This is a genomic window from Variovorax sp. Sphag1AA (assembly GCF_014192575.1).
In the GTDB taxonomy this organism is placed as follows: Bacteria; Pseudomonadota; Gammaproteobacteria; order Burkholderiales; family Burkholderiaceae_C; genus Variovorax.
In genome coordinates this window covers 417,835-438,788 of the sequence record NZ_JACHYC010000002.1, presented here as the reverse complement: position 1 = coordinate 438,788, position 20,954 = coordinate 417,835, and the positions used below count along the sequence as shown (strand labels likewise).

At 63.1% G+C, this 20,954-nt stretch carries 20 protein-coding genes; 5 read left to right on the top strand and 15 right to left on the bottom strand.

Annotation, left to right across the window (positions count from 1 at the left end; all coding sequences use genetic code 11):
- Window positions 1-8: 8 nt before the first annotated feature.
- The 7 genes from aroB to FHW64_RS08500 are packed head-to-tail and all read right to left on the bottom strand — an operon-like array spanning window position 9 to window position 6,790.
- Window positions 9-1,112 (bottom strand): 3-dehydroquinate synthase, encoded by a 1,104-nt coding sequence (aroB, locus tag FHW64_RS08530; protein WP_184525043.1) that lies wholly within the window; start codon window positions 1,110-1,112, stop codon window positions 9-11.
- A gap of 35 nt (window positions 1,113-1,147) precedes the next feature.
- Window positions 1,148-1,693: a shikimate kinase gene (locus FHW64_RS08525; protein ID WP_184525041.1), complete on the bottom strand. Its 546-nt coding sequence runs from the start codon at window positions 1,691-1,693 to the stop codon at window positions 1,148-1,150.
- A gap of 22 nt (window positions 1,694-1,715) precedes the next feature.
- Window positions 1,716-3,890 carry a type IV pilus secretin PilQ gene (gene pilQ, locus FHW64_RS08520; protein ID WP_184525039.1) on the bottom strand — a complete coding sequence of 725 codons (2,175 nt, stop codon included), beginning with the start codon at window positions 3,888-3,890 and terminating at the stop codon, window positions 1,716-1,718.
- The gene (locus FHW64_RS08515; RefSeq protein WP_184525037.1) at window positions 3,887-4,426 is read right to left on the bottom strand and encodes a pilus assembly protein PilP; all 540 of its coding nucleotides are present in this window, start codon (window positions 4,424-4,426) and stop codon (window positions 3,887-3,889) included. Before FHW64_RS08515 ends, pilQ begins: the two co-directional genes overlap by 4 nt.
- Window positions 4,423-5,097 carry a type 4a pilus biogenesis protein PilO gene (locus tag FHW64_RS08510; protein WP_184525035.1) on the bottom strand — a complete coding sequence of 225 codons (675 nt, stop codon included), beginning with the start codon at window positions 5,095-5,097 and terminating at the stop codon, window positions 4,423-4,425. Before FHW64_RS08510 ends, FHW64_RS08515 begins: the two co-directional genes overlap by 4 nt.
- An 8-nt stretch (window positions 5,098-5,105) precedes the next feature.
- Window positions 5,106-5,714: a PilN domain-containing protein gene (locus FHW64_RS08505; protein WP_184525033.1), complete on the bottom strand. Its 609-nt coding sequence runs from the start codon at window positions 5,712-5,714 to the stop codon at window positions 5,106-5,108.
- Window positions 5,711-6,790, bottom strand: a complete 1,080-nt coding sequence (locus FHW64_RS08500; protein ID WP_184525031.1) for a pilus assembly protein PilM — start codon at window positions 6,788-6,790, stop codon at window positions 5,711-5,713. Before FHW64_RS08500 ends, FHW64_RS08505 begins: the two co-directional genes overlap by 4 nt.
- A 242-nt stretch (window positions 6,791-7,032) precedes the next feature.
- Between FHW64_RS08500 and FHW64_RS08495 the strand changes: the two genes are divergently transcribed.
- Window positions 7,033-9,435: a penicillin-binding protein 1A gene (locus tag FHW64_RS08495; RefSeq protein WP_184525029.1), complete on the top strand. Its 2,403-nt coding sequence runs from the start codon at window positions 7,033-7,035 to the stop codon at window positions 9,433-9,435.
- Here the strand turns inward: FHW64_RS08495 and cyaY are convergent, their stop codons facing one another.
- On the bottom strand, window positions 9,436-9,768 hold the full coding sequence (gene cyaY / locus FHW64_RS08490; RefSeq protein WP_184525027.1) for an iron donor protein CyaY: 333 nt from the start codon (window positions 9,766-9,768) through the stop codon (window positions 9,436-9,438).
- Between the two features lie 15 nt (window positions 9,769-9,783).
- Here cyaY and lptM point away from each other — a divergent pair, with 15 nt between their 5' ends.
- A complete protein-coding gene (gene lptM / locus FHW64_RS08485) occupies window positions 9,784-10,026 on the top strand; it encodes an LPS translocon maturation chaperone LptM (protein ID WP_184525025.1) in 243 nt (80 codons plus the stop codon).
- Window positions 10,027-11,310: a diaminopimelate decarboxylase gene (gene lysA / locus FHW64_RS08480; protein WP_184525023.1), complete on the top strand. Its 1,284-nt coding sequence runs from the start codon at window positions 10,027-10,029 to the stop codon at window positions 11,308-11,310. It abuts the gene before it with no gap.
- 21 nt (window positions 11,311-11,331) lie between these two features.
- Here the strand turns inward: lysA and FHW64_RS08475 are convergent, their stop codons facing one another.
- From FHW64_RS08475 to FHW64_RS08455, 5 genes are all read right to left on the bottom strand, one after another.
- Complete coding sequence (locus FHW64_RS08475; protein ID WP_184525021.1) at window positions 11,332-11,973, bottom strand: sulfite oxidase heme-binding subunit YedZ; 642 nt, start codon at window positions 11,971-11,973, stop codon at window positions 11,332-11,334.
- Window positions 11,974-11,986: 13 nt separating this feature from the next.
- Window positions 11,987-12,985 (bottom strand): protein-methionine-sulfoxide reductase catalytic subunit MsrP, encoded by a 999-nt coding sequence (gene msrP / locus FHW64_RS08470; protein ID WP_184525019.1) that lies wholly within the window; start codon window positions 12,983-12,985, stop codon window positions 11,987-11,989.
- Between the two features lie 103 nt (window positions 12,986-13,088).
- Window positions 13,089-14,405, bottom strand: a complete 1,317-nt coding sequence (gene ccsB / locus FHW64_RS08465) for a c-type cytochrome biogenesis protein CcsB (protein ID WP_184525017.1) — start codon at window positions 14,403-14,405, stop codon at window positions 13,089-13,091.
- On the bottom strand, window positions 14,402-16,543 hold the full coding sequence (locus FHW64_RS08460) for a cytochrome c biogenesis protein ResB (protein WP_184525015.1): 2,142 nt from the start codon (window positions 16,541-16,543) through the stop codon (window positions 14,402-14,404). Before FHW64_RS08460 ends, ccsB begins: the two co-directional genes overlap by 4 nt.
- Window positions 16,544-16,648: 105 nt before the next feature.
- Window positions 16,649-17,317, bottom strand: coding sequence for a cytochrome c (locus tag FHW64_RS08455; RefSeq protein ID WP_184525013.1), 669 nt, complete (start codon window positions 17,315-17,317; stop codon window positions 16,649-16,651).
- Between the two features lie 70 nt (window positions 17,318-17,387).
- Between FHW64_RS08455 and yihA the strand changes: the two genes are divergently transcribed.
- Together yihA and FHW64_RS08445 are read left to right on the top strand one after the other, a co-directional pair.
- Window positions 17,388-18,104: a ribosome biogenesis GTP-binding protein YihA/YsxC gene (gene yihA / locus FHW64_RS08450; RefSeq protein WP_184525011.1), complete on the top strand. Its 717-nt coding sequence runs from the start codon at window positions 17,388-17,390 to the stop codon at window positions 18,102-18,104.
- The gene (locus tag FHW64_RS08445) at window positions 18,101-19,012 is read left to right on the top strand and encodes an alpha/beta fold hydrolase (RefSeq protein WP_184525009.1); all 912 of its coding nucleotides are present in this window, start codon (window positions 18,101-18,103) and stop codon (window positions 19,010-19,012) included. Before yihA ends, FHW64_RS08445 begins: the two co-directional genes overlap by 4 nt.
- Here FHW64_RS08445 and FHW64_RS08440 read toward each other — a convergent pair.
- Together FHW64_RS08440 and FHW64_RS08435 are read right to left on the bottom strand one after the other, a co-directional pair.
- Entirely contained in the window at window positions 19,006-19,890 is an 885-nt protein-coding gene (locus FHW64_RS08440) for a lipid A biosynthesis acyltransferase (RefSeq protein WP_184525007.1), read from the bottom strand. The genes FHW64_RS08445 and FHW64_RS08440 overlap by 7 nt on opposite strands.
- Entirely contained in the window at window positions 19,887-20,777 is an 891-nt protein-coding gene (locus tag FHW64_RS08435) for a lysophospholipid acyltransferase family protein (RefSeq protein ID WP_184525005.1), read from the bottom strand. The genes FHW64_RS08440 and FHW64_RS08435 overlap by 4 nt, the downstream gene beginning before the upstream one ends.
- Between the last annotated feature and the right edge of the window lie 177 nt (window positions 20,778-20,954).

Here is a 20,954-nt window from a genome sequence, read left to right as displayed (position 1 = left end):
CGCGCCGCTCAGTTCTTCTCGCAGCACTGCGCGAGCACCTCGCGCACCATCGCGTCGGGCGCACCGCGCATGATGGCCGAGCCCGGTTTGTCGATAACGACGAACCGGATCTCGCCGGCTTCGGATTTCTTGTCGATGCGCATCAGTTCGAGATAGCGCTCCGCCCCGAGCGCAGGCCCGACGACCGGCAGCCCCGCCTTCTGAATCAATGCGGTGAGGCGTTGCACGAAGGCTTCATCCACGCCGCCGAGGCGCTGCGACAGATGCGCAGCCATGACCATGCCGCAGCCGACCGCCTCGCCGTGCAACCATTCGCCATAGCCCAGACCCGATTCGATGGCGTGCCCGAAGGTGTGCCCGAAATTCAGGATGGCGCGCAAGCCGGTTTCGCGCTCATCCTGCCCGACGACTTCGGCCTTGATCTCGCAACTGCGCTTGACCGCATGTGCCAGTGCCGAGGGATCGCGCGCGACCATCGCATCGATGTTCGCTTCGATCCAATCCATGAATGCCATGTCATGGATCGGCCCGTATTTGATGATCTCCGCGAGGCCGGCGCTAAGTTCGCGCGGCGGGAGCGTTGTCAGCGTCGAAAGGTCGCACAACACCAGCCGGGGCTGATAGAACGCGCCGATCATGTTCTTGCCGAGCGGGTGATTGATGGCCGTCTTGCCGCCCACCGAAGAATCGACTTGCGCCAGCAAGGTCGTCGGCACCTGGACAAACGGCACGCCGCGCATGTAGCTCGCTGCGGCAAAGCCCGTCATGTCCCCGACGACGCCGCCGCCGAGCGCAAAAAGCACCGTCTTGCGATCGCACCCATGGGAAAGCAATGCATCGAAGATGAGATTCAGCGTCTGCCAGTCTTTGTACGCTTCGCCATCCGGCAGTTCGAGCAGGTGAACGGCGCGAAATCGGTTCGCAAGCGCCGCACGCAATGTCTCGGCGTAGAGCGGCGCAACGGTGGTGTTCGTGACGATCAGCGCCGTGGCGGCGGAAGGGAGCGCAGCATAACTGCCCGGGTCACCGAGCAAGCCGCTGCCGATCAGGATCGGGTAACTCCGGTCGCCGAGCTGGATCTCGACGCTTTCAGGTGGGGCGGACAATGGCATGCCCCGAGTTTAGGTGCATGCCCAAACACGCTCTGTCAGTCGGGAAGATCGGTGCCGGGCGGCGGAGACGCGATGCCCGCGAGCTCAAGTTGCATCACGATGATGTTGACCAGCATCGCGACCGTCGGACGCCCGGTTTCGACAATGTCGTGGGCAGTCTCTCGATACAGCGGGTCTCGGGCGCCATACAGTTCGCGCAAACGCCCGAGCGGATCGGCGACTTGCAGAAGCGGGCGCTTGACATCGTGCCGGAGACGTCGAAACAGGTCTTCGGGCGCCGACCGAAGGTAGATCACATGAAAGCCCGAGCGCAAGGCGGCCCGGTTGGCCTCCCGCAGAACGGCGCCACCGCCCGTCGCAACAATACCGTGGGGCGCCGCAGCGAGTTCGGCAATGACAGCCTGTTCGAGGTCCCGGAAGCTGGTTTCCCCTTCCCGCTCGAAGTAGTCGCGGATCGAGCAGCCGATCCGCTCCTCGATCACGTGATCGCTATCGATGAAGGGGACTTCAAGACGTTGCGCGAGGCGCCGGCCCACTGCAGATTTGCCGGCGCCGGGCAATCCGACGAGTGCGACCGCCACGCGGTGCTGCGAACACCGCGCGTCACCGCGCGGCGTTACGGTCGGTAATCATCTTCGGGGTGATAAAGACGAGCATTTCGGTCTTGTTGGCAACGCGATTGCGCGTACGGAATAGTGCGCCCAGATAAGGCACTTCACCCAGCACCGGTATGCGCGATTCGTCGTTGGTTTCGGTGAGCTCGAAGATACCACCAATGACGACCGTGCCACCGTTCTCCACCAGCACCTCGGTCTGCACATGCTTCGTGTTGATCGCGAAGCCTGCGGTGGTCGCCTGACCCACCGTGTCCTTGTTGACGTCCAGCGTCAGGATGATGTTGCCTTCGGGCGTAATCTGGGGCGTCACCTCGAGCTTGAGGTTGGCCTTGCGGAACGCGATGGAGGTCGCGCCGCTCGAAGTTGCAACCTGATACGGTAGTTCCGTACCCTGCTCGATCAGCGCCTTGGTCTGGTCAGCGGTCACCACTCGCGGGCTCGATACCACCTTGCCCTTGCCGTCTGCTTCCAAGGCAGAGATTTCGAGGTTCAGCATCCGCGAGAACGCCGAGTTGAACAGCGAGATCGCGAAAGTGCCCGGTGCGTTGCCGTTGCCAGACACGCCAGTGGATGGCAGGTTGACGAAATTACCCTGCGTGAACGAAGGGAACGTCACGGTCGGCAGCGTGTTCGTACGAGTCGTCGAAATAGTGCCGTCCGCGTTCAGCGTCGTGCTGCCGGTGGTTCCGCCGCCGGTCACGGACGGGAAGGTGCCCACGCTGTTGTTGTTGTTGATGACACCGCCGCCCATCTTCACACCGAGCGATTTACCGAAGGTGTCCGACGCTTCGACGATCCGGGCTTCGATCAGAACCTGGCGGACAGGCACGTCGAGCTTCTGGATCAGTTCGGCCACTTGTGCAAGGCGCGACGGGATGTCCGACACGAAGAGCTGATTGGTCCGCGCTTCGGCGAGCACGCTGCCGCGCGGGCTCAGGATGCGGGTCGTCGAGCCCGCACCGCCTCCACCGCCACTGGCGGTGCCGGTACCGGTGAGACCCTGGGCGATCGTCACGGCCTTGGTGTAGTTGAGTTGGAAGGATTGCGTGCGCAGCGGCTCAAGATTCTGGATGGCGTTTTCCGCCTCGAACTGCAGCTTTTCCTTAGCGTTGATTTCATCCTTCGGAGCAATCCAGAGGACGCTGCCGTTCTTGCGCATGCCGAGGTTCTTGGCCTGCAGGATGATGTCCAGCGCCTGATCCCATGGCACATCCTTCAGGCGAAGGGTCAGTGCGCCCGTGACGGAATCCGAGGTCACGATATTGAAGTTCGTGAAATCGGCGATCACCTGGAGCAGCGAGCGGACTTCGATGTTCTGGAAGTTCAGCGAGAGCTTTTCGCCGCTGTAGCCAATGCCCTGGGTCAACTTGGTCGGGTCGATCTTGCGCGGGCGAACTTCGACAACGAACTGGTTTTCGCTTTGATAGGCGCTGTGCTCCCACTCACCCTTGGGCTCGATGGTCATGCGCACGCGGTCGCCCACTTGCTGGGTCGTCACCATCTGAACCGGCGTGCCGAAATCCGCCACGTCGAGTCGGCGGCGCAGACCTTCCGGCAGCGTCGACTTGGTGAACTCGACGACGAGGTTCTTGCCCTGCTGGCGAATGTCCACGCCCACCTGGTTGTTGGCCAGATCGACGATCACCCGACCGGTGTTGTCGGAGCCGAGACGGAAGTCCACATCCTTCAACGGCAGCATGTCGCGATTGCGGTTTTCCGCGAACGCGCCCTGCGCCGACTGCGCCAGCGCAACACCGGGTACAGGCTCCAGCGCGACCAGCAGCGAGTTGCCCTGAATCTCGGTCTTGTATGCGGTCGCTTGCTTGAGGTTCAGCACGAGGCGCGTACGCTCGCCGGCCTGAACCACGTTGATCGAGCGCAGATTGCCCTGATTGACATCAATGGCAGAGCGACCGATTGCGTTCGTCACCCCCGGGAAATCGAGCGCAACACGTGCCGGAGTCTGGATTGCAAACCCGGTGGGCGGCGCAGCGAGTGGCTTCGAGAAATCGATCCGGACGACTTCCGAACCCGACTGCATCGAACTCGTGACCGATTCGATGGCATTCTGGGCATGCACGATGGCCGCGGCACTGAATGCCAAGACAGCCGCACCCGCAGCGCGCAGCCAGTGCGCGAGCATCGATTTTTGTTGATTCATTTCGTCCTCTCTTGCAACTGCAGCGTCGCCACGCGTTCGATCCATTCACCGGCGGCGTCCTGCACGATTTCACGCAAGGCGAGTTCGGTTTCGGTGATACGGGTGATCTTCCCGTAGTTGAGTCCCAGGTAGTTGCCCACCTTTACTTGATAGAGCAGCTTGTCGACGCTGATCAGGGCAACCGGTTGTCCGTTTCGATTGAGGCTGCCCACCATCGCCATGGAGTCAAGCGGGAAGGCTTCCAGAGCCTCCTTGCGGCGAGTCAGCTCAGGAGCGATCAGGCCCGACGTGCTCGGCTGATTCGAGTCACGGCGAAGAGCCTGCGTCAGCTTCTGCATGTTGAACGGCTCGACAGCGCCGGCCTCGGTGTAGGCCTGCGGCGTGAACTTCTTGGGTTCGGCGATAGGCGGCACATTCGGTTTGACTTGCGCGCGCTGCTCGGTCATCCAGGTACGAAGTTCGTCCTGATCTGAACCGAAGCACCCACTCAGCCCCACGACGGCGGCACAGAGCCCTAGGAATCCGAGCGTTCTCATTTCTTCTTCGCCCCGGCTGCTGCGCGCTTCTGCATGTTCTGCTCTTGCTCGTCCAGATAGCGATAGGTCCGTGCGGTCGCATCCATCACGAGCGCACCGTCCTTCGTAGGCGTCACGGAGAGATTGTTCAAGGTCACGATGCGCGAGAGGTTCGCAACATCGGCGGCGAAAGCGCCCATGTCGTGATAGCGCCCGGTCACACGCACCGCGATCGGGAGTTCGGCGTAGTAGTCCTTGACCGAAACCTGCCCCGGCCTGAACAGCTCGAACTGGAGACTGCGACCAAGACCAGCCTGGTTGATGTCCGACAGCAGTGCGTCCATTTCAGCCTTGCTGGGAAGCTGCTTTTCGAGCAGCGTGACGTACTGCTGGACTTGCTCGCGCTGCTTCTTCAGCAGTTCGAGATTGGCTGCCTGGGCGACCTTCTTCTGGTAGTCCGCTCTGAGAGTGACCTCCTTCGCGCGAGCCGCCTCCAGTTCGTCGTTCGAATTGGTGAGCCAGAAGAACCAGAGCGCCACGACCACCGCGGCAGCCACGGCGACACACAACGCGTAGCGCGGGATAGCAGGCCAAGCCGAAGGATCGTTCGGATTGAGGCCCTGGAATTGCTCGCCGAAGCTCCGCAGCGCGGCCCCGACATCGATCTTGGGAGAGGAGCGTTTGGTTGCCATGATGACGCTTACCCCTTGGCTGGCGGGATGGCTGGAGCGGCCGGCTTCTGAGCGTCGGTGGGCCGCTTCAGGCCGATACGCATCGTGAAGTTGGCGACACGGCGCTGATCGCGGGGACTGAGGTTGATGTTGGTCGACGTGATCTCGACCAGTTCGGGCTTCACCAGCCACGGGCTGTTGTTGCCGAGGTTGCGCAGCAACTCGGACACACGCTCATTCGATTGGGCCATGCCCTGCAGCGTGACCGTCTGGTTGTCCTGCTTCATGCTGGTCAGGTAGACACCGTCCGGCAACTGACGAACGAGTTCGTTCAGCAGATGCACAGGCATGTTGCGGTCACCCTGCAAGTCTTCCACGGCTTGTTGGCGCGCCCGAAGAGCGGCAATTTCCGCCTGCAATGTCGAGATCTCCTTGATCTCGGCGTCGAGCTTGGTGATCGCCGACTGCAGCATGCCGTTCTTGTCTTGCTGATTTGAGATTTGCGCCTGGAACCAGAGATAGGCGCCGCCAGCGATCAGTACACCAGCGACCGCGGCCAAGCCTAGTGTGGCGTAGAAGGTCTCGCGACGACGCTTGCGCGCCGCCTCGCGATGGGGAAGCAGGTTGATGAGGATCACTGCAGAAACCTCCGCATCGCGAGGCCGCAAGACGTCAGATAGGACGGTGCCTCACGACGCACTTTCTTCTCGCGGATGCTGCTGCCTATTTCCATTCCATCGAACGGATTCACGAGCGAGCACGCGAAGGAGGTCTGGCGCGTGACGGCGCTGGTCAGACCAGGCAACGACGCCGAGCCTCCTGCCAGCAGCACATAGTCAACCCGGTTGTGCGGCGTGCTCGTGAAGAAGAATTGAAGCGCGCGCGCGATTTCCTGCGCGATGCTCGCCACGAAGGGCTTGAGCACACCGGAGCCGTAGTCTTCGGGCAGATCGCCGCTGCGCTTCTTGGCCTCGGCCTCTTCGGCGGAGAAACCGTATTGGCGCACGATGAGCTGCGTGAGTTGCGCACCGCCGAACGCCTGGTCACGGTCGTACAGGACTTCCTGATTCTTCAGGACCTGCATGCTGGTGGTGAACGCACCGACCTCGAAGAGCGCCACGACAGCATCGTGCCCCTGGGCGGGCAACTGCTCGATCAACCGCGCGGTCGCGAGGCGCGATGCATAGGATTCGACATCGAGGATCACGGCCTTCAGGCCGGAAGCCTCAGCCAAGCCTTGGCGATCCTGAACTTTTTCCTTGCGCGAGGCGGCGATGAGGACTTCAACATCGCCAGCGGAGCTGGCGCTTTGCCCCATCACGCAGAAATCGAGGCTGACCTCGTCCAACGAGAACGGGATGTATTGGTTGGCCTCGGACTCGACCTGAATCTCGAGTTCCTGTTCGCTCATGCCACCCGGCAGAACGATCTTCTTGGTGATGACGGCCGATGGCGGCAGGGCCAGCGCAACGTTCTTGGTGCGGGTGCCGCTCTTGCGCACGACACGTCGCACAGCCTCGGCCACTTCATCGAATTTTTCGACATTGCCGTCGGTGATCCAACCACGCTCCAGCGGCTCGATGGCGCAACGCTCAAGCACGAGCTTGCCGCTTGCATCACGGCCGAGTTCGACGAGCTTGACGCTGGAAGAACTGACGTCCAGCCCGAGCAGAGGCGCGGGCTGACGGCGAAATAACGATCCCAGGTCAATCAAGGTCTATCCCATCCGTTTGTAACGATTGGAAAAATTTGCGTGTGGTTGCATGCTAGCAGTAAGCCCCAGTGCCAACCAAGCGCAGGATCGCGCCTACAGCGCCAATCGTTGTCAAAAGTCGACGTAACAGTTCCCTTCTGCAACTTTCGTCACAAATAAGAGTACTTGGGTCCTAACTGCTACGAATCGGCCGGCCCCACGGACCGCGTTTTTATAATGCTCGACAGACTCCGACAGCCTCAATGCCCGACACCTCCCGACCCAAAGGGCCTGCAAAAGCCCCTCCTCCCAAGCGTTCGACGTGGCTGACATGGTTGATGCGGATCGTACTGTGGGCCTTCGGGATCGCGGTCGCCGGTGTGGTCGCCGTGGTCTGCATCATCGCCGTCGCGCTCGCTGTGGCCTATCCCAATCTTCCCGATATTTCGGAGCTTTCGGACTATCGGCCGAAGCTGCCGCTTCGCGTGTTTTCGTCCGAAGGAATATTGATCGGCGAATTCGGTGAAGAGCGGCGAAATCTGACGCCGATTTCCACCGTCCCAAAAGTCATGAAGGATGCTGTTCTCGCCGCAGAAGACGCACGCTTTTATGACCATGGAGGCGTTGATTACAAGGGAATGCTTCGCGCAGGACTCGCAAATCTGAACCGCGTGAAAAGCCAGGGCGCATCGACCATCACGATGCAGGTAGCGAGAAATGTTTACCTGAGCTCTGAAAAAACACTGACCCGCAAGGTTTATGAAGTTCTTCTGACCTTCAAGCTGGAGCACCTTCTGACGAAGGACCAGATCCTCGAGATTTATGTGAACCAGATTTATCTCGGAAATCGGGCATACGGCTTCGCTGCTGCATCCGAAGCCTATTTCGGCAAGCCGCTCCAGGACATCACGATTGCGCAGGCCGCGATGCTGGCCGGCCTGCCGAAGGCGCCGGGCGCCAATAACCCCGTCAACAATCCTTCGCGTGCCCGCGGGCGGCAACTCTACGTGATCGACCGCATGCAGGAAGCCGGCTTCATCACCGCCGAGCAAGCAGCGGAAGCCAAGAAGGAAGACCTGCATCTGCGCGACGCAGCTGATCCGTCACGGCTGCACGCGGAGTACGTCGCCGAAACGGTTCGCCAACTGATGTACGCGCAGTACGGCGACAGCACCTACACCCGGGGGCTCAAGGTCTACACCACGCTGGTCGCGGCCGATCAGGCCGCCGCCTACCGTGCGCTTCGCAAGGGCATCATGGACTACGAGCGCCGGCAGATCTATCGCGGCCCCGAGAAGTTCGTCGACCTTCCCAACGACTCCAAGGAGCTCGACGAAGCCGTGGACGACGCGCTCGCCGATCATCCTGACAACGGCGACGTGATGTCGGCCGTGGTGCTCAAGGCCAACGCCAAGGAGATCAATGCGGTCCGCGGCAACGGCGACGCTGTCCAGATCGTCGGGGAAGGCCTGAAGCCCGCCCAGTCGGGGCTCTCCGACAAAGCACCGCCGAACATCAGAATCCGCCGTGGCGCGGTGATCCGCGTTGTCAAGACACCGAAGGGCAGCTGGGAGATCACGCAGTTGCCGGAAGTCGAGGGCGCATTTGTGGCTACCGATCCGCGCGATGGCGCGGTCAAGGCCATGGTTGGTGGCTTCGACTTTGACAAGAACAAGTTCAATCACGTCACACAGGCCTGGCGCCAGCCGGGATCGAGCTTCAAGCCCTTTATTTACTCCGCCGCGCTCGAGAAGGGCTTCACGCCCAGCACGGTCATCAATGACGCGCCACTGTTCTTCGATGCCGGCACCACCGGCGGCCAGCCCTGGGAGCCGAAGAACTATGACGGCCAGTTCGAAGGTCCGATGCCGATGCGGCGCGCACTGATGAAGTCGAAGAACATGGTGTCGATCCGCATCCTTCAGTCGATCGGAACGCGCTATGCGCAGGACTGGATCACCAACTTCGGCTTCGAGCGCGAGAAGCATCCCGCGTATCTCCCGATGGCGCTCGGCGCCGGCTCGGTCACGCCGATGCAGATGGTGACGGCCTATTCAGTCTTCGCCAATGGCGGCTACCGCGTGAACCCGTATCTCGTGACGCGCGTGACCGACCACAAGGACAAGGTTCTGGTCGACAGACAGCCTCCCCTGCTCAACGAGTCGATGCGTGCGATCCCGCAGCGCAATGCGTACATCATGGACAGCCTGCTGCAGTCGGTTGCGAGCGGCGGCACGGCAGCCAAGGCACAGGCGACGCTCAAGCGCACCGATCTCTATGGCAAGACCGGCACCACGAACGACTCGCTGGACGCCTGGTTCGCCGGATTCCAGCCGACGATGACCGCGGTTGCATGGATCGGGTACGACACGCCGCGCAAGCTCGGCGACAAGGAGACCGGCGGTGGCTTGGCCCTGCCGATCTGGATCACCTACATGGAAACGGCCATCAAGGGCGTCCCGGTTGCCGAGGTGCCCGCGCCAGCAGGCGTCGTGAATGTCGGCGGCGAGTGGTACTACGACGACTACGCACCGGGTCGCGGCGTCGCCAGCCTGGGTGTCGAGGCCGGCCCGACGCCGCCGGCCGAGGCGATCTCGGCACCACCGATCGGCGCGCCGCCGCCGCCGGAAGAACGCAGCAAGATCCTCGACTTGTTCCGGAACTGATCAGTCGAGGGAGAAAGTCAGCGGTAGCCCCGCCTGAAGCGTCGCTTCGCGCGTCAGGTTGCCAAAGAATTCCTCGTGGGTCTTGGTGTCGACCCAGGCGTTGCCGTCATGGCGGTAGTGATAACCGCCGGAGCGCGCCGCAAGCCAGATTTCATGCAGCGGCTTCTGAAGGTTGACGATCAACTGACTGCCATTTCGGAAGGTGATCGTGATCATTCCACCAACGCGCTGATTGTCGATGTCGGCATCGGTCGCATCGTTGATGCGATCACAGCTGCGTTCGATCGCGGCCAGTGCGGCCTCGGCGTGGTCCATGTACTCGGGGTCGGTCATTACTACAATTTCGCCATGTCTGTTCGCCAAATTCTAGTGAGCGCCGTTGGCCTCGCGCTCGTTGGGGTCGCCTTGACCGCCTGTGGTCAAAAAGGCTCGCTGTACCTGCCGACCGATCCCGCAGCAAAAGATCGGGCCACCCTGCCCCAGGTCCTGATCCCCGGCCGTTCCACGACCGAAACACCGACGAAACCTGCGCAAGCTCCTGGCGCGCAAAACGAAAACAATGCTCCGGCATCCACCGAAGGCAACAAGTAAATGAGTCAGCCGGCACTTCTTCCAGGACACCCGCACATCGCACGCAAGAACGGCGATCTGCAGATCGAAGGCGTCTCCATCGCCTCTCTCGCGCGCGAGCACGGCACCCCCCTCTTCACCTACTCGAAGCAATGGATGCTCGACGCGCTCGCGGCCTACCGGCGTGGCTTCGAGGGCCGCGACGCGTTGGTCTGCTATGCGATCAAGGCCAACTCCTCATTGGGCGTGTTGCGCGTATTCGCGCAAGCCGGCTGCGGCTTCGACATCGTTTCGGGCGGGGAGCTCGCACGGGTGCTCGCGGCGGGCGCCGAGCCGGCCAAGGTGATCTTTTCCGGCGTCGGCAAGACACGCGCCGAGATGCGACAGGCGCTTGCCGCCGGCATCGGATGCTTCAACGTGGAGAGCGAGGCCGAGCTCGAGGTCCTCAATGCAGTCGCGCTCGAGGAAGGTCGGCGCGCAGCGATCAGCGTGCGGATCAACCCCAACGTGGATCCGAAGACGCATCCCTACATCTCCACGGGCCTCAAGGGCAACAAGTTCGGCGTGGCCCATGACCGTGCGGTGGCAATCTATCAACACGCCGCGTCCCTCAAGGGAATCGAGGTGGTCGGCATCGACTGCCACATCGGTTCGCAGATCACTGACGTATCCCCCTACCTCGAGGCACTGGAGCGCGTGCTCGATCTGGTCGAGGCGATCGAGAAGACCGGCATCCGGCTGCATCATCTCGACTTCGGCGGCGGTCTCGGCATCGACTACAACGGCGACACGCCTCCCGGCGCCGATACGCTCTGGCGGCAGATGCTGGCGCGCCTCGATGCGCGCGGCTTCGGACAACGCCGGCTCATCGTCGAGCCCGGCCGTTCGCTGGTCGGCAATGCGGGTGTCTGCGTCACGGAGGTGCTCTACACCAAGCCGGGCGAAGAGAAGAACTTCTGCATCGTCGATGCGGCGATGAACGACCTTCCTCGCCCGGCGATGTACCAGGCCTTCCATCAGATCGTCCCGGTGAAGGATCGCCCGGACGGCACGGCGGTCCTTTACGACGTGGTCGGGCCGGTGTGCGAAAGCGGCGACTGGATCGGACGCGATCGCAAATTGCAGGTCGCCCAAGGCGATCTGCTCGCGGTCCTCTCGGCCGGCGCGTACTGCATGGCAATGGCCAGCAACTACAACACCCGGGGCCGGGCGGCCGAAGTGTTGGTGAGCGGCGAACGCGCCACGCTCATCCGCAGGCGCGAAACCCTCGACGACCAGTTGCGCGCAGAACGCTTCGAAGACTGAGCAACTTGCCGCAGCGGCGGATCATTCCGTCGGCTGCGGCCGCACGCCAATCGGCCGTGCCGGCTTCTTCTTGCTCGCGAAATTCCAGACTCGCCAGGCGAGCAGGACGCCAATGATCGCGGCGTAGACGAACACTTCGCTGAAGTTGTTCTTGCCCGCCCGCATCCAGAAGAAGTGCAGCAGACCCAGCCCCGCAATCACATAGACCAATCGGTGCAGCGCCTGCCAGCGCTTCGCGCCCAGCGCCTTGATCGCGCGATTGAACGACGTCGCAGCAAGTGGCGTCAGCAGCAGGAAGCCGCTGAATCCAACCAGGATAAACGGCCGCTTGGCAATGTCCTTCGCGATGTCCTGCAGCTCGAAGCCCATGTCGAACCAGCTGTAGCTCAAGAGATGGATGACGACATAGAAGTAGGCGAACAGCCCCAGCATCCGCCGGAACCGCGCCAGCGCGTTGGTCTTGGTGATGACCCGCAGCGGCGTGACGGCCAGCACGATGCAGATGAAGCGAAGCGTCCAGTCGCCCGTCGAACGGATCAGGTGCTCTGCCGGATTCGCGCCGAGGCCGTCGGTGAGCGCGCCGTAAAACAGCCACGCGAACGGCAGCAGGCAAAGCACGAAGATCACCGGCTTGGTCGCCGGGTGCATCAGGAGCTTGTTCACTGGAAGACCTGCCTCAGTAGTACTTCTTCAGGTCCATGCCTGCATAGAGCTGGCCGACCTGCGCCTCGTAGCCATTGAACAGCAGCGTCTTGGCGCGCTTGGCAAACAGGCCGCCTCCATCGCCGATGCGGCGCTCGGTGGCCTGGCTCCAGCGCGGATGGTCGACGTTCGGGTTCACGTTCGAATAGAAGCCGTACTCGTTCGCCGCCGCCTTGTTCCACGCCGTTCCGGGCTCCTTCTCGACGAAACGGATCTTGACGATCGACTTGCCGCTCTTGAAGCCGTACTTCCATGGCACGACGATGCGCACGGGCGCACCGTTCTGGTTGGGCAGCACCTCGCCGTACATGCCGAAGGTCAGCAGCGTGAGCGGGTGCATCGCCTCATCCATGCGCAGGCCTTCGGTGTAGGGCCAATCGAGAATGCGCGAGCCCACGAAGGGCATGGTCTTCGGGTCGGCCAGCGTCACGAACTCGACGTACTTGGCGCTGCCCTGCGGTTCGACACGCTTGATCAACTCTGCAAGCGAATAGCCAACCCACGGAATCACCATGGACCAGCCTTCGACGCAGCGCAACCGATAGATGCGCTCTTCCTGGGCGCTGAGCTTGATCAGGTCTTCGATGTTGTACTTGCCGGGCTTGTTGACGAGTCCTTCGACCTCCACGGTCCACGGACGGGTCTTGAGCGTGCCGGCGTTCTTGACCGGATCGCCCTTGTCGGTGCCGAACTCGTAGTAGTTGTTGTAGCTCGTGGCGTCCTTGTACTCCGTCGGCTTTTCCATCGTCTGCGCGCCAGCGACAGCCGATTTGGCCCCATGCAGCGGCGGCAGCTTTCCGGGGCCGACTGCATCGGCAAGTGCTTCGCGCGACGCCCATGACGCCATCGCGGCGCCGGCAACGCCGGTTGCCAGCCACTTGAGCATGTCGCGACGCCCTTCGTACACGCCACGCGGCGTGATGTCGCTCGAATCGGGATGAATGAAGCCGCTGTCGCGGGATTGAATCAGCATGGATCGCCTTTCACCAGAAACTGCCGTGCAAGGATAGATTCGTTGCCAGCCCCGAATTGGTTACGCGCGATCCGAATTCAGTTCACGCCGCGCCGCCCGCCCACTACAAAGTGCCGTAACTGTGCAAGCCGCTGAGGAACATGTTGACGCCGAGGAAGGCGAAGGTCGTGACCGCCAGGCCCGCAAGCGCCCACCAGGCCGCGACCGTCCCGCGCAGCCCCTTCACGAGTCGCATATGCAGCCAGGCCGCATAGTTGAGCCAGACGATCAGCGCCCAGGTCTCCTTGGGGTCCCAACTCCAGTAACCGCCCCACGCGTCCGCCGCCCACAGCGCGCCGAGCACCGTGGCGATCGTGAAGAAGGCAAAGCCGACGGTGATGGACTTGTACATCACGTCGTCCAGCACCTCGTTGGACGGCAGCCGGGCCGCGATGCGGCGGCGGCCCAGCAGGATGCCCGCGGCAATCAGCGCCGAGATGGCCGCATAGCCCACCCAGTAGCTCCCGCCGGCTTCCTGCACGCGCTGACGGAACGCCACCGGGACGAAGCACAGCGCCACGCCGAGCAGCCAGATCGGCGTCAGCTTGTACCAGCGCGTTTCATCGGCCTGCTCCTTGATCAGATAGGCGAACGCGACCATGGCGGAAAGCGAGAAGGTCCCGTAGCCGATGAAATTGGCCGGGACGTGCAACTTCATCCACCAGCTTTGCAGAGCCGGCACCAGTGGCTGGATCTCGTGCGCATCGCGTACGAGCGTGTACCAGAGCAGGAACCCGACCGCCGCGCTGACCACGAGCATCACGAACGCCCCCAATGCACGGGTGCGATAGCGCGATTCGAAGTAGAGGTAGAACGCCGCCGTCAGCCAGCAGAAGAGGACGAACACTTCATACAGGTTGCTGACCGGGATGTGCCCGATGTCCGGACCGAGCTGATGGCTTTCGTACCAGCGGACCATCGTGCCGATCAGCGCCATGGTCACGGCGGCCCATGCGAGACGCGAACCGATGAGGTCCATGGTGTCGCCCTGCTTGCCGCCGAAGAAACCGATCCAGTAGAACAGCGTGCTCATGAAGAAGAGCACGCTCATCCACAGGATCGCCGACTGGCTCGACAGGAAGTACTTGAGCCAGAACACCGAATCAGCCCGGGCCAGATCACCCTGGTAGGACGCGATCGCGAGCAGGGACGCACCGGCCACCACGATCGCCAGCACACGCAAGGGGCGCCAGAACCAGCCAATCCAGATCGCCGCTGCCATGGCGGCGATCAGGATGGTCTTCTCGTAGTAGTCCATCGAAGCCGCGTAACGCGAGAACGCGAAGAGACCGCCGGCCAGCACCAGCACGGCAAAGACCCAGTCGAACAGATTGCGCCGCGAAAGCCAGCTGTCATTGAGCGTGAGGGTGGTCGTGGTCATGACGCGGTGTCTTTCCTGATGGCGAGCAGCTTGTCCTTGAGATGCTCGAATTCGCGATCGCTGTCCATGGTCTTGCGGTTGACCGAGAAAGCCATGGTGGCCGCGGTACCGTCTGCCGATGCGCCGTTCTTCGCGAGCCACACCCAGAGCCTGCGCTCGCGGACGTACAGCATGGCAAAAATGCCGATGATCAGCAACAGGCAGCCCAGATAGACGACGTTCTTGCCAGGGGCACGCGCCACCTGGAACACGCTGGCTTGCACCTGCTTGAAGTCGGTCATCATCATCGCGACCGGCGCCGGATAGAAATGCGCGTCGCTGATGGCGAGCACCGCCTGCGTCAGATAGGCCTGCGTCTTCTCATCGGCCGGCAGCGCCGCGAGGCCCGCCTTCTCGCGGCTCACATTGAGCACCTCGAAGAGCACATCGTTGAGGATGCGCACCAACACGGCCCCGGCGCGTTCGCGCTCGCCTTCCGGCACGTTGGCTTCCATGAATTCGGCAATGGCCTGCCAGCCGCCGGTGCTCACTGCGTCGGCCTTGGCGCGTTCCGCGCCTGCGAAGAGCGCGAGCGCACGGCCCGCAGAGACACGAAGCTGCTCGGCCAACTCGGGCCGCTTGGGGTCGGTCACGCGCGCGATATACCGGTCGATGGCACGCGAGCGCGCGGCGCTATCCGCCAGCGTCTCGCGCATACGGACGAAATCGTCCATCGAGCCCTTGTCGTCGGCCGGAACGCGCAGGTAACGGAAAGGCTCGTCGGGCCGTTCGCGCACGCCAAGCAGGAACACCGGCTGGCCGTCGCCGGTGTCGACCGGCACCATGTAGTTCTGGAATTCGCGCGCCTGCCCTGCCGCATCGCGTAGCTTGTAGCCAATGCTGGGCCCGATGTTGCGCAGCACCTTCGGCTTGTTCGTCTTGTTGGCAGCCCCGAGCCGTGATTCGAGTTCGCCGCGGAGGTCAACCTTGCGCACATCGGCGCCGCTGGTCATCGCGCCGCTTCCACCCTCGCCGAAGTTCTCGACGTTGATCACCCGCAAGGCGGTGTATTCGAGCGCGAGCCGGTCGGTGCCGTTGGTAATCTCGGTGCTGGTCCCGATGACGCCATCGACCTCGAAGGGCTTGGCAGCGGCGGCCATCGGAACGGCCTTGAGCTTCACGCTCGAACCACCGTCGTCGAAGCTCGACTGGTAGATCTCGATGCCCTTGTAGCTTGCAGGATGGTTGACCTCGATGCGCGCGGGGATTTCCTTGCCGGTCTCGCGGTCGTGCAGCACGACTTCGCTCGCGAACAGCTTGGGCATGCCGGTCGAGTAGTAGTCGACGATGAACTTCTTCAGCTCGATCGAGAACGGCAGTTCCTGCAGCAGCACGCCATCGGACTGGTTGAGGATCGCCACGCTCGACTGCGCGCCCTCCGGCACCAGGATGTTGCCGCGGAACGTCGGGTTGTTCGGCGACAGGCGATGCTGAGGAGGGACGTCCGCGATCAGCCCGCCGCCCGTATAGACGCTCTTGCCGTTGAACCAGGTCTGCGCGCGCACGATCAGGTCGCCATCGAGCAGACCGCCGAGACACACCAGCACGATCGCGCTATGCGCTGCGATATAGCCGAGCTTGTGCGCACCACCCGCGCGTGCAGCGACCATCCAGCCGTCGCCCTCCCGGTGCTGCAATTTCACTTTCCAGCCGCCGCTGACAAGGAGCTGGCCGATTCGGTTGGCCGCCACGTCCGGCGTCTCCGCCAGAAGCGTTTCAGCGCGCTGTCCGAAGGCCCGCAGGCTCTGCACGCGGATGCCTTCCTTGTAGGTGCGCAGGTCCGCGACGATGCGTGGCGTGTTGCGCGCAATGCACAGCGAAGTGCTGATCACGAGGAACGCCAGGATCAACAGGAACCACCAGGCGCTATAGACCGAGTCGAGGCGCGCGGTGGTGAAAAGCTCGGCCCAGAATGGCCCGAACTGGTTGATGTAGTTGTTGATCGGCTCGTGCTGCTTGAGCACGGTGCCGATGATCGATGCGATGCAGATGATGGTCAGCAGCGCGATCGCGAAGCGCATCGACGAAAGCAGTTCCACCGCCGCACGGACCGCGTGGGGGCCGTGACGGACGCGAAGACCGTGGGTGGAAACCGACATGAGGCGCGGACCGTTGAAAAGAAAAAAGGCGGGCCATCCTCGCTGGATCGGCCCGCCCTGTTTGGGGTTGTTATCGGCGGTTAGTTCACGACGAACCGCGGGGATTCAGCGCAGTCCGGCGATGTAGTCGGCCACAGCCTTGATCTCGCGGTCGCTGAGCTTGGCGGTCACGCCGGTCATCTGCGGCGAATTCAGGCGAGCGCCATCACGGAACAGGGTGAGCTGCTGCACGGTGTAGTCGGCATGCTGGCCACCCAGACGGGGGTACTGCGACGGAATGCCTGCGCCGTCCGGGCTGTGGCAGCCGGCGCACGCGGGGATCTGGCGATCGGCCAGGCCGCCGCGGAAGATCTTCTCGCCGAGCGTGACGAGGTCCTTTTCCTTGGCGAAGCCGGTCTTGACCTTCTTCGAGCCGACGAACCATGCGATGTTGCGCATGTCTTCCTCGGAGAGGCCGGCCACCATCGGCTTCATGATGGCGCTCTTGCGCTTGCCGGACTGGAAGTCCTGGAGCTGCTTGAAGATGTATTCAGGATGCTGTTGCGCGAGCTTCGGATTCGTCGCGATCGCGGAGTTGCCATCTGCGTTGTGGCAGGAAGCGCAGGCCTGGCCATTGGGGGGTGCCGTATTGAAGAGTGCTTCGCCTTTGGCCGGATCGGGCTTCTTGGCGGGCGCCGCGGCGGCCGGCTTTTCGGTTGGTTCGTCGGCTGCAAAGCTGACGGGGACAACGGCGCTCAGAAGGGCCGCAAGCAGAAAATTGGCAAACAACTTCATATCGGGGGCTCGAATTTATGGCGCAAAACCCGGCGATTCTACAATGGCGCCCCGCTAGGAAAGCCCATCGATGACCACCCCGCCGCGCAAGCCGGCCACCCATCCCCACACGAAATCCGCCGTCGACCCGGCGATGGCCGAGCGCTTTCGCACCGCGCGCGGCTGGCTTCATACTGCCCACTTCCTCACGAGCGCACCACAACTCGAGCACCTGCCGCAGCTCGACCTGCCGGAGATTGCCTTCGTCGGCCGCTCGAATGCGGGCAAGTCCACCGCGATCAACACGCTGACACAGCAGACCCGCCTCGCCTTCGCGTCGAAGACGCCTGGACGCACGCAGCACATCAACCTGTTCGGCGTCGGCAAGCAGAAGGTGGACGATGCCGTGCTCGCCGACCTGCCGGGCTACGGCTACGCGGCGGTGCCGCGCGAGGCCAAGCTGCGCTGGCAGCGCGTGATGGGCAACTACCTGATGACGCGCGAGAACCTGCGCGGCATCGTGCTGATGTGTGATCCCCGGCATGGCCTCACCGAGCTGGACGAGATCCTGCTCGAAGTGATCCGCCCCCGGGTCGAACAAGGTCTCAAGTTCCTCGTCCTGCTCACCAAGGCTGACAAGCTCACCCGCTCGGAAGGCGCCAAGGTGCTGTCCATCGTGCGACTGCAAGCCGGCGGCGGCGAGGTCAAACTGTTCTCTGCGCTCAAGCAACAAGGTGTCGACGAGGCAGCCGAATTGCTCTGGCGCTGGACCCATCCGGAAGATGAGGAGCCGAAGGAGACACCTTGATCGAGACTTTCACCCGCGACTTGCCGAATGGCACCACCCTCAGCTGCCGTGCGGCCGGCGCACCTGGGCGCCCGCTGATGGTGTTCCTGCACGGTTTTCCCGAGGCCGCCTTCATCTGGGACGGCTTGCTGGACTATTTCGCACGCCCCGAAAACGGCGGCTTCCGGTGCGTGGCGCCGAATCTGCGCGGATTCGAGAAGTCGAGCTCGCCCACGGACGTGGCGGCGTATCGCCCGCACCTGTTGGTGCAGGATGTCGCGGAACTTGCCGCCACCGAGAACGCACAAGGGCGCATCGACGTGCTCGTGGCTCATGACTGGGGCGGTGCTTTCGGGTGGGGCTACGCCAACCAGCACGCCGACCGGATCGGAAAGCTCGTCATCATCAATTCGCCGCACCCCGGCACCTTCGCGCGGGATTTGCTGAGCGACCCGGCGCAACAGGCTGCGAGCGCCTACATGAACTTCCTGGCGCGGCCCGACGCCGAGGCGCTGCTCTCCGAAGACGATTTCCGGCGCATGTGGACGTTCTTCGAGCGGATGAAGGCGGGGCCCGACGGCTTCGGCTGGCTGACTGAAGAGGTCAAGAACCAGTACCGGGAGGTCTGGCAGGCAGGTCTGACCGGCGCATGCAACCTCTACCGCGTCACGCCACTGAAGCCGGCCATGCCTGGCCAGACAGCGCAGATCCCGGCCTTGCCGAAAGACCGGCTCACGGTGGCTGCGCCCACCCTGGTCCTGTGGGCACTCGACGATGCGGCGTTGTTGCCGCGCCTGCTGGATGGCCTCGAAGACTATGTGCCGCGACTTGAAGTTCGCAAGGTCCCGGGCGCGACGCACTGGATCGTGCACGAACAGCCGGACCTCGTCGCGGGCGAGATCAAGGCCTTTCTCGCGCGGGCTCAGTAGACTGAAGGCTCGCCCTCGGGGCGCGTCTTGAAGCGCCGATGCACCCAGTAGTACTGCGAGGGCATCGTGTCGATGTAGCCCTGCAGCCGCTCGTTCATGAGCGCGGTGTCGGCCATCAGGTCGTCGGTCGGGAAGTCCTTCCATGCCGGCAACATCTCGATCTCGTAGCCACCCTTGGTGAACCTCGAAATCACCGGCACCACGCGCGCACGGCCCAGTCGGGCGAATCGCGAGAGCGACGGCATGGTCGCCGCCTGCACCCCGTAGAACGGCACGAACACGGTCTGGTCGCGGCCGAAATCCATGTCGGGAAGCAGATACAGCACACCACCCTTGCGAAGCGCCGCGACGATCGGCTTGATGCCGTCGACGCGATTCAGGGTCTTCACGTCACCGAAGCGCCTGCGACCCTCGCTGACCCATGCGTCGATCATGGGGTCGCGCTGCGTCGTGTAGATCGTGGTGCAAGGGCGCGGGGTGCGCATCGTCAGCGCTGTGGCCGCAGCGTCCAGGCCGTAGAAGTGCGGCGCAAACAGGATGGTCGGCTCGTTGCCGTTGGCGAGCGCATCAATCTCGGTCGCAGACCCCACGACCTTCAGTCGACTGGCCACTACACGTTCAGGCGCGTGCCAGAGCCAGCTCCGGTCGAGAAACGACTGGGCGACGTAGACGAAGGTCTCGCGCGCGATGCGCTTGCGCTCCTCGGCCGACTTCTCGGGAAAGCACAACGCCAGATTCGCATCGACGACGCGCCGGCGGGATTTTGCGAGCACATAGAGCAAAGGCCCCATCGCCGCACCGAAGCCGCGCACCAGCGGCAACGGCACGTGGGCCAGTGCGCGCATGAACCCAATACCGAGTCTCGACGTCAGGCTCATGCCGCACCCTTCGGGCGCTCGGCCGCCACGACCTCTTCGCGCGGCTGCTTGTAGCGCGCGTAGTCCCAGACGTACTGGCCAGGAAGGCTGCGGATCAGTCGCTCGATGCCCTCGTTCATTGCAGTCGCGGCGGCTTCGGGCGTGGCCTTTGGATCGCTCATCGCAGTACCGTCGAAGGGCTCGAAGCGGATTGCATAGCCAGCGCCGCGCGGCAGCCGTTCGCACACGCCCAGGAAAACGCGGGCCCCGGTCTGTTGCGCGAGGCGAGGCAGCAGCGTCATCGTGTAGGCAGGGCGACCAAAGAACGGCGCCCAGACGCCCTGGCCGAGCGGCGGCACCTGGTCCGGCAAGAGTCCGGTGTAGCCGCCGTTGCGCAGCGTACGGATCAGGCCGCGCACGCCAGCCACGGTGGTGGGCAAGGTTTGCAGGCCGGGTCGATCGCGCGAACCTGCGATGAGGTCCGCCATGAACTGCTTGCGCGCGGGGCGAAAGAGCGCGGTGATCGGTCCGTAGGTTTCGAAGAATCGCTCGCCCACGGCCTGCCCGAAGGTCTCCCAGCTGCCCAGGTGCGGCGATACGAGGATCACGCCCTTGCGCGCGGCGAGTGCTGCCTCAAATTTCTCGATGCCATCCCAACGAACGATGTGGGGCAGCAGGCTCTGCCCCTGCGGGCGCGACCAGATCAGCGGGAGCTCTCCCACCATCTTGCCTGCCGCGGCAATCGCCGGGCGGTACTGCTCTGGCGTGAAACCGGCCGCCTCGGCGTTTTCCTTGAACCGCCTGCGGTAGTCCGGCGCCAACCACCAGACGAGCCATCCGATGCAGCCGCCGACCGCATGCATCCAGGGCAGCGGCACGCGCGCGAGCAATCGGAACAAAGTGATCATCAAGGCAGGGGGTGAAAGGATGGCGCGCGCGCAACACAGGCGCGGCTCGAATAGAATACGAATTGTCGCCGAGTTATGGAACTACTTGCAGGGCGACGTTAAACCCAACCTGCTAAAGCGTTCGCCAAAGCTCCACATGAGGCTGGCAACGCGCCAACCAACTTGCATGGAGCTTTT